Raw genomic sequence first — 944 nt, forward strand, 5'->3', positions numbered from 1 at the left:
CAATATTGTTGATGAAGTATGTAAGGCATGGAATGACTTTGTCAGCATCCCTCTAAGAGTAAAAAGCATGTGCTTTAGAGACTGGATGAAACTGACCAGTTAATTTTACAGATTGGTATTAGCTACCAATGCCAGACGCCGTCATGTTGCTTATTTTGGCATGGGCGTTAAAGATAACGTTCAAGGACAAGGTGTTGGCAGTGCTTTATTAGAAACAGCGATTGATCTTGCTGATAATTGGGTAAATATTAAGCGTATTGAACTTACAGTCTATAGCGATAATGTAAGAGCAATTAACTTATACAAAAAGTTTGGGTTTGTTATTGAAGGTGAAGCAAAGTCTTACGCATTTAGAAATGGAAAGTATGTAGATGCCTACCATATGGCACGTATCATCTAAATTAAATATTTGTTTAAATCGTCATTACAAATAGGTGCTTGGCAATGGGTAAACATTGCTCATAACCCATCGCTGTCGCGATATTCGCCCTACTTTCATATTAGGAGGCCCTTTGGTATCGCACTCCCTTGAACAAGGTTCAAGGAAACAAGATGCCACCACAGCCTAAAAAACCTCACCGAAACTAATCAGTGGGGCTTTCTTAAATAGGTGTCTAGCAATGTCCAGCTCTTGTGTTGCGGAGACCTTTGGTATCGCAGTCCCTTGAACGACGTTCAAGGAAACAAGATGCCGCTAAGCATCATCGGCGCAACTGCGTTTCACTGCTGAGTTCGGCATGATTATATCTAGTTGTGTTGTAAATAAAGAAAGGTCTTTACATAATTTATAAACATAAAAAAACCCTGTCGATTTTCATCAACAGGGTTCGTTTAATTAGGCGCTTGGCAATGACCTACTTTCACATGGGGAGACCCCACACTATCATCGGCGCAGCTACGTTTCACTTCTGAGTTCGGCATGGGATCAGGTGGTACCATAGCGC

The 944-nt window shown here is 41.0% G+C and carries 1 rRNA gene and 1 pseudogene; one reads left to right on the top strand and one right to left on the bottom strand.

Annotation, left to right across the window (positions count from 1 at the left end):
- Positions 1-118 precede the first annotated feature (118 nt).
- Positions 119-400, top strand: a pseudogene (locus E2R67_RS16360) (GNAT family N-acetyltransferase); the annotation flags it as partial.
- A gap of 441 nt (positions 401-841) precedes the next feature.
- Here the strand turns inward: E2R67_RS16360 and rrf are convergent.
- Positions 842-944, bottom strand: a 5S ribosomal RNA gene (gene rrf, locus E2R67_RS16365); the annotation flags it as partial.

This window comes from Psychromonas algicola (assembly GCF_004378355.1).
Taxonomy (GTDB): Bacteria; Pseudomonadota; Gammaproteobacteria; order Enterobacterales; family Psychromonadaceae; genus Psychromonas.